This is a genomic window from Alkalibacillus silvisoli, assembly GCF_039521975.1.
GTDB lineage: Bacteria > Bacillota > Bacilli > Bacillales > Alkalibacillaceae > Alkalibacillus > Alkalibacillus silvisoli.
On the sequence record NZ_BAAACZ010000010.1, the window covers coordinates 80,921 to 87,657 of the forward strand.

The window sequence follows — 6,737 nt, forward strand, 5'->3', positions numbered from 1 at the left end:
AGTATTAGTAGTTTAGTCAAGTGTTACTTCGACAAAATATCCTTTGTTAAATTTCTCCATAATTGATAGAACTGTTCATTTTCCGATTGTAAGTCTTCCTCACGATAAACAAATCGTTCATAGTAATGAGTGAGCTGAGACATTTGCTTATTCCCTAAGGTTTGATCGACTTTAAGAGCAAATTCACGGAGCGTTTCACCACTTTGGAACTGATAGCCCTCTTTCGCTAAGAGCTTTAAAAGAAATTGATATGAATTTGTAATGTTTTTACTGCTTGGCTTTCTTTTAAGCTTTTGTTGTTTCCAATTAGCAACCATTTGATTACGCGAACGGTACATTAACCAGCTTATTAAAAATACCCCGATTAAAATAGCTGTAAAATATAACATGCTAAAGTTACTGTCATCGCTACCTACTAAAGCTGTATCTTCCTCACTTTCACCACTACCATCATCTAACTGATCATCAACATCCGGTTGTTCTAAGTCATCTGGTTGTTCTAAAGGATCATCTTCCATCTCTTCATCCAATGAATCTTCACTCGATTCTTCTGTAGAGAAATCGGCTTGGTTATTGAATCCAACTGTCGGCTCAAACGGTACCCAGCCGACATCTGGAAAATAAACTTCAACCCATGAGTGAGCATTATTGTTTTGAACTTCAAAAATATTACCACCATCATCAGGGAGGGCATCTTGTTGAAAGACGCTCTCACCACCAGTAAACCCTTTAGCCCACCTAGCTGGAATATCTAAAGACCTTAATAAGACTACCATTGATGTCGAGTAATTATCACAATAGCCACGTTGTGTATCAAATAAAAACTGTTCAACATAATCTTCATCATCATCTGGAATCGCTACATCAGTGGTTGCATATTCAAAATCATTTTCATCAAAGTAATCTTCTATTGCCATTGCATAATCAAAGCGATTATCTTCAACATCTTCGACAATTTCTTCAGCTAAGTCGGAAATTCTTTCAGGTAAATCATCTGGCAACTGCAAATAACGTTCAGCGATTTCATCATTTTCCTCATGCTTGGCTGGTACTTGTTTCATTTGATCTCTTGGGAAATCTGGCCTTTCTGCTTCTAAGAAATAACTATCGTCAATTAATTCCTGTTCACCATTAACGAGTGATACCAGCTCACCAGTCATATGATTATACTTAAAACTAACCCCTTCTACTGATGCTTCAACTGTTTCTGTTCCATAAAGATAGGGCAGCTTATTTAAGTTCCCAGGTTCAACAAATTGCAGTTCCGCTTCTGTTTCATTTCGTTCCACATTCTCTCCATAATTTGAGATTTGCGGGAAGTGACCACTTTCGTTAGTTGTTGGCTCACCTTCATCTTTGCGAACCCAACCATGACCGGTATAAACATCTTTCGTTTCCACCTTCCAATATTCTGGTGAGTCAGCTGACGCATAGAAAACGGTCGTATCATCCATGATAAAACCACCACCAAGACGGTCATCATGCTCACCATACCCAACACGATTCAAGCCTTCACCACTACCACTTCCAGAACCAAATCCATCTTGTGAAGCCGCTTGAATAAATGATACAGGATCAGGCCATTGCGGTTCGAACTTCGGTGCCACATAACCAATTGCAGCACTAACCATAATGACTAAAATCATCGGCGCTACAAACTTAGCCATTCTTCTCGGATTAGGGACTTTTAAGTTTTCTTGGTCCATCATTCGATGTAAATTAGCTAATACTAGTATTAACGCACTGATGATAAACACACGCACAATCGCAAACTGCGCTTCATACAACGTGAATGTATCCAGTGCAGTAATATAAATAAACGTAATTAAAATAAACGAAAATGGACGCTTTACAACAACAAGCCAATAATAAAGTAAATAACTCATCATCCATAATAAAACAAGAAATAAAAACGTTCTAAAAACCGGTGTAAGCTCAACCCAACTCTGCGAAAAAACAGCTTGGATACTTAACTGTAGATCAGTAAACAACTCACCAACCCATAAAATTGAAAAGAAAGATGACTCATAAAATATAAACTTTAGAAAAACTAACAACCCAGTCAATTTCAAAATGGGTGTAAGCCAAGTCGGTAAATAAAATAAAGTCAAAGCAAAACAAAAGACAATATAAATTAGAAAAAGGTGCGTGCCACCTGTATCTGTTACTTGCTCTAATGGCAAAACCCACTCCATCATTAGTAACATACTTCCAATATATAAAGCGATATTGACCCATTTATTAGATTCTGTATTTCTTAAACGCATTAGGCGTTCACCTCAATATGTCTTCTTGCTAATCGGTCTTCATTTAACCAAGTGACCTTCACACCTGAATAGTGAAGCTGATCTATTCCGATTCTTTCCTCTGAACTCATTAAATGCTTACTTCTTATGAAAATGATATGAATATCAGTATGCTGTTGTTTTAAACGCATGACTGTTTGGTTAATTGCCTTTGATAACTCATGTGTAACAATCACTAAATAACGATCTTTAGATAATTGCCACGCTTCACTTCTTAATTGTTGAGCAAACTGAGCATCATCAACAAGCTCTATTTGGCTTAACAGACGAGTTAGCTGTTCAACCGATTGTTTGCCATGAGACAACACTAATTCTTCTCGGCCTTTTCCTAAAGCAATAACTGAGACATTACCGTGATCCTCATAAGCATCTAATGCAACTGCATGCGTTAATTCGACTGCCGCTTCAAACGCCAGCCAAAGTCGGTGATCTTTCGTACTTCCATTTAATATAATCGATAAATCTTTATGCTTTTCTTCTTCAAACTCTTTAGTAACGAGGGTCTGCTTCCTAGCAGTTGTCTTCCAATCGATCCAAGATAATTGGTCTCCCGGAGCATAGTCTCTAACTCCTGAAACAAGGTTAGTATGATTTGCTTTTACTGAGTAAGCCACTCGCTGTCCTTCTTCAAACGCTGACCTTTCTAGCTCTAATTGTAATGATACTTCACCAGGTTCAACTAGAATAGCTGTTTCAAACTCATACCAGCGCTCCTTCTTAACTAGTCCTAACAAATCCCCCGTTAATAGCTTTACCCGTCCGAATTCATGTCTTCCTCTAGGAATTGAATCTAACCTGTACTGATAAGTTAGCTTCCTCTTAAAAAAAGGAAACATAATTGTTTTATTATCATGGCGGTTTTGAAGTTTTTTAGGATCCGCTAAAAACTTATACTTATGATGTCTCGTATCATGCCACGTGAGCATTTCAGGCACGCCATCTTCTACAATCATATAAAAGATCGGTAACGGTAAAACACGTTTAATATTCACCGTGACATGCAACGTTTGAGAAGCCTGTAGATAATGCCTACTTACATGACGTTCTACTTTTACGAGTTTCATAGGATAGAAGATCACCAAAATCGAATAAGCCAAAATCGGTATAAAGCTAAAAAATAAAAACCAGCTAACAAATCCACCTTGAAACATGCTATATGTGAATAATACGGTCATTAACGTGACGACTAATAATATTTTAAAGGCAAATTTAAATGACTTTACCATTTAAGATCCTCTTTCAACTGGAATCATCGTCTTTTTAATTAAGTCTTCTAGAATCTGTTTGTCTGTCTTACCTTCAAACTTCGCTTCTGATGTTAATAACAGGCGGTGCGCCAATACATGTGGTGCCATATATTTCACATCATCTGGAAGTGTATAGTCTCGCCCTTGAATAAAAGCATACGCTTGAGACGCTTTCATTAACGCAATAGAAGCACGCGGACTCGCACCTAATTGAATTAATGGGTTTTTACGCGTGTTAGATACGATTTCGACGATATATTTTTTCACCGAATCACTAACGTGAATACCTTGAACTTGTGACTGCTTCTCTAATAGTTCTTCTCTAGTCATAACAGGTGTCAACGTTTCTATTGGGTGTACATTTGTCGTGCGATTAAGCATCGTAATCTCTTCTTGTTTTACAGGGTAACCCATCTTCAACTTTAATAGAAACCGGTCCAATTGGGCCTCAGGTAAAGGGTAAGTCCCTTCATATTCAATTGGGTTTTGAGTTGCTAATACAAAGAATGGGTTATTCAACTCCATTGTCACACCATCAACTGTAATATGCTTCTCTTCCATACTTTCTAAAAGGGCTGATTGGGTTTTGGGTGATGTACGATTAATCTCATCAGCAAGCACAATATTACCCATAATCGGTCCTGGCTGAAACTCAAACTTCATCTCTTTTTGATTATAAATCGAAACACCTGTAACATCAGAAGGCAATAAGTCAGGTGTAAATTGAACTCTCTTAAACTCTAAATCAACTGACTTAGCAAGCGCCCGAACTAGCATTGTTTTACCAACACCTGGCACATCCTCTAATAAAACATGCCCTTGTGCTAATAAGGCAACAATTGTAAATTCGATTGCTTCTCGTTTACCGACCATAACCTTTTCCATATTATCAAATAAATCATTTATTTTAGTTTGTTGCTCGGCCATTTGCTGGTTCATCAACTCTAACCTCCTAAATTGTCATAACATTCCGCTAAATTAATCTTACTATAAAATTATGATACAATGTGGCTAATTTTATACATCTTCTAGGTTTATTTTCTATTAAACAATCAAATTATTTCGATTGATCAATCTTATACCCTAGTTTTTTCATATTTTCTCTATAATTTCGACATTGTTCTTTAAAACATTTCGCTTTAAAATCTTTCGGTAATTGATCTTTAAATTTTTCATAACAAAAACAACGATCCACGCTATACCACCTACTTTTTGTCATCTTAAATATTATGGTAACATGATAAGCAAAATTGTGGGATGGAATCATTTGTAGGAATTAAGCGAACCCTCAATTAATCGGGCATTCGCTTAAAAAAGAGGAATTACGCCCGATTATTTTTAATTTAGCCCGATTAATATTTAATTAGGCGAAAAATATACCAATCAACTTGCTTAAGCCAATTGGTTTAGGTCAGCGGTTATTATTCTGCTTCTATAAACTGTTTAATGTCTGCTTTATTTTCTATATAAGTTTCTTCCCCTAATTGAATTAATTCATCAATATATTTAACTTCATCAAAGGAAACTTCCTTCCCTAAATCCCGATTGATACGAAGATAATGATCATTAAGAAGTAACTTACAATGATAAGAGGTCGATTCTGAGGATAAGTGAAGGACAAGATCTAACAATTTTGGGGTCACTTTCATTGTTAACAAACGAAAGGGAAGCCATTGTTTCAGCCCCCAATCACCTTCTTTACTAATATTAAATTCGATATTTTGAAGCCCAGTTCCTAGTGATAATATTTTGATATCGCTAATATCTTGTTTGAAATGGTGTATGGCTTCAGTAATACCAATTAATGAAGGATTATTAGACCACAATCCACCATCAATTGATAAATACTGATTACTAATATTATTCGGTGGAAAATAGATCGGAGCTGAACAAGATGATAGGACGGCATCCCACAGTTTAATGTTTCTCCTTCCATCATCGTTATGGCCATAATTTGAACGATAAATATAAGGCTTACCATGAGTGACATCTACAGCCGGAATTAGTAAGGGTTTTTGAATGTCTTGAAGTGAATATTCGCCAAATGCTTTTTGAAAGAATTTCCTTAAGTACTTGTCACCATAAACACTTTTAATAAGACCAATTTTAGATTGGCGTCTAAATATCTTCTTTCCATATTTTTTATAATACCCCATAACATCTGACATCTTCTTATTCAAGACAATTGAACTTCCAATAATCGAACCTGTACTCGCACCCGTTATGATATCAAAATGCTCCCCCACTGGAAGATTATATTCCTCTTCTAGCGATTGAAGAATAGCAACAGCCAAAACACCCCGGATTCCACCACCATCAATGCTTAATATTTTCATATGTAATCACCTTATATCTCTTTTTAATAATGAATGACCTACTATACGAACAACACTACATCGTTACTTTATCCAAAATAACTAAGCGTTATGCGTGGGTCACCACAACATACAAAGGGCTTCCCCACTTTTTTTTAGAAAGCTTTCATTCGACCGCATTAAAGTTTTTTAACTCTGCTAATATTTAAATAACATAGCGATAATAACATGTCCTGTTCCTATTGTGTAAAAGAGAACTTGATCGCCTCTTTTTACTTTGCCTGACTGGATTCCTTCATATAAAGCAAGTATAGGACTAGTTACAGCTGTATAACCGTACCGATCTCCTATATATAACATTTGGCTTGGATTTAAAGAATATTGCTCCCTAATTCGTTCAACGTTTTTAAATACAGACTGTGAAGGAGCGATGTAATCTATATCATCCATCGTCATTCCGTGATCAAAAAGCAAATCATCAAACAACATAAAAGTCTCAGGCATTGTATCTTTAGGCTTTGAGACTTCCTTAATATATGGAGTCGAACTTGGATTTGTTAGGAAATTTGATAAACCAGTATGAGGAAATACTAATCCGTCGATCTCTGTTGTTTCCGTTCGATAACTAGCATCAATAAAACCAGTATTTTCTTTAGTTTTTTCTAGTATTACTGCACAAGCTGCATCACCGAAATTCCCATAGGTCACAGCATCATCCGGGTCTGAAAAAAGTGATAAATAATCGGAACCTACAACCAATGTACTTTCAACTCTTGGATTAGATTGCATATACCTTGAAGCTGTTTATAGTAATCTAAAACTGACCCAGAATCGCAATTGAAAACTGACCCAAAGTAATAGAAAATTAC

General features: G+C 36.1%; 5 protein-coding genes. All 5 read right to left on the bottom strand.

Annotated elements, in window-relative coordinates; translation table 11 throughout:
- Positions 1–23: 23 nt before the first annotated feature.
- The 5 genes from ABDZ63_RS07365 to ABDZ63_RS15830 all read right to left on the bottom strand — a co-directional run bounded on the left by ABDZ63_RS07365 (position 24) and on the right by ABDZ63_RS15830 (position 6,627).
- Positions 24–2,267, bottom strand: a complete 2,244-nt coding sequence (locus tag ABDZ63_RS07365; protein WP_343782770.1) for a transglutaminase TgpA family protein — start codon at positions 2,265–2,267, stop codon at positions 24–26.
- A complete protein-coding gene (locus ABDZ63_RS07370) occupies positions 2,267–3,532 on the bottom strand; it encodes a DUF58 domain-containing protein (RefSeq protein WP_343782771.1) in 1,266 nt (421 codons plus the stop codon). Before ABDZ63_RS07370 ends, ABDZ63_RS07365 begins: the two co-directional genes overlap by 1 nt.
- Positions 3,533–4,492: an AAA family ATPase gene (locus ABDZ63_RS07375; RefSeq protein ID WP_343782772.1), complete on the bottom strand. Its 960-nt coding sequence runs from the start codon at positions 4,490–4,492 to the stop codon at positions 3,533–3,535.
- Positions 4,493–4,974: 482 nt separating this feature from the next.
- Positions 4,975–5,889 carry a CBASS cGAMP-activated phospholipase gene (locus ABDZ63_RS07380; protein ID WP_343782773.1) on the bottom strand — a complete coding sequence of 305 codons (915 nt, stop codon included), beginning with the start codon at positions 5,887–5,889 and terminating at the stop codon, positions 4,975–4,977.
- Positions 5,890–6,066: 177 nt separating this feature from the next.
- Positions 6,067–6,627, bottom strand: a complete 561-nt coding sequence (locus ABDZ63_RS15830) for a 3-oxoacyl-[acyl-carrier-protein] synthase III C-terminal domain-containing protein (RefSeq protein WP_425541957.1) — start codon at positions 6,625–6,627, stop codon at positions 6,067–6,069.
- Between the last annotated feature and the right edge of the window lie 110 nt (positions 6,628–6,737).

Coding starts and splice junctions, on each gene's coding strand:
- ABDZ63_RS07370 (WP_343782771.1), bottom strand. CDS start 3,532: ATGGTAAAGTCATTTAAATTTGCCTTTAAAATATTATTAGTCGTCACG.
- ABDZ63_RS07365 (WP_343782770.1), bottom strand. CDS start 2,267: ATGCGTTTAAGAAATACAGAATCTAATAAATGGGTCAATATCGCTTTA.
- ABDZ63_RS07380 (WP_343782773.1), bottom strand. CDS start 5,889: ATGAAAATATTAAGCATTGATGGTGGTGGAATCCGGGGTGTTTTGGCT.
- ABDZ63_RS07375 (WP_343782772.1), bottom strand. CDS start 4,492: ATGAACCAGCAAATGGCCGAGCAACAAACTAAAATAAATGATTTATTT.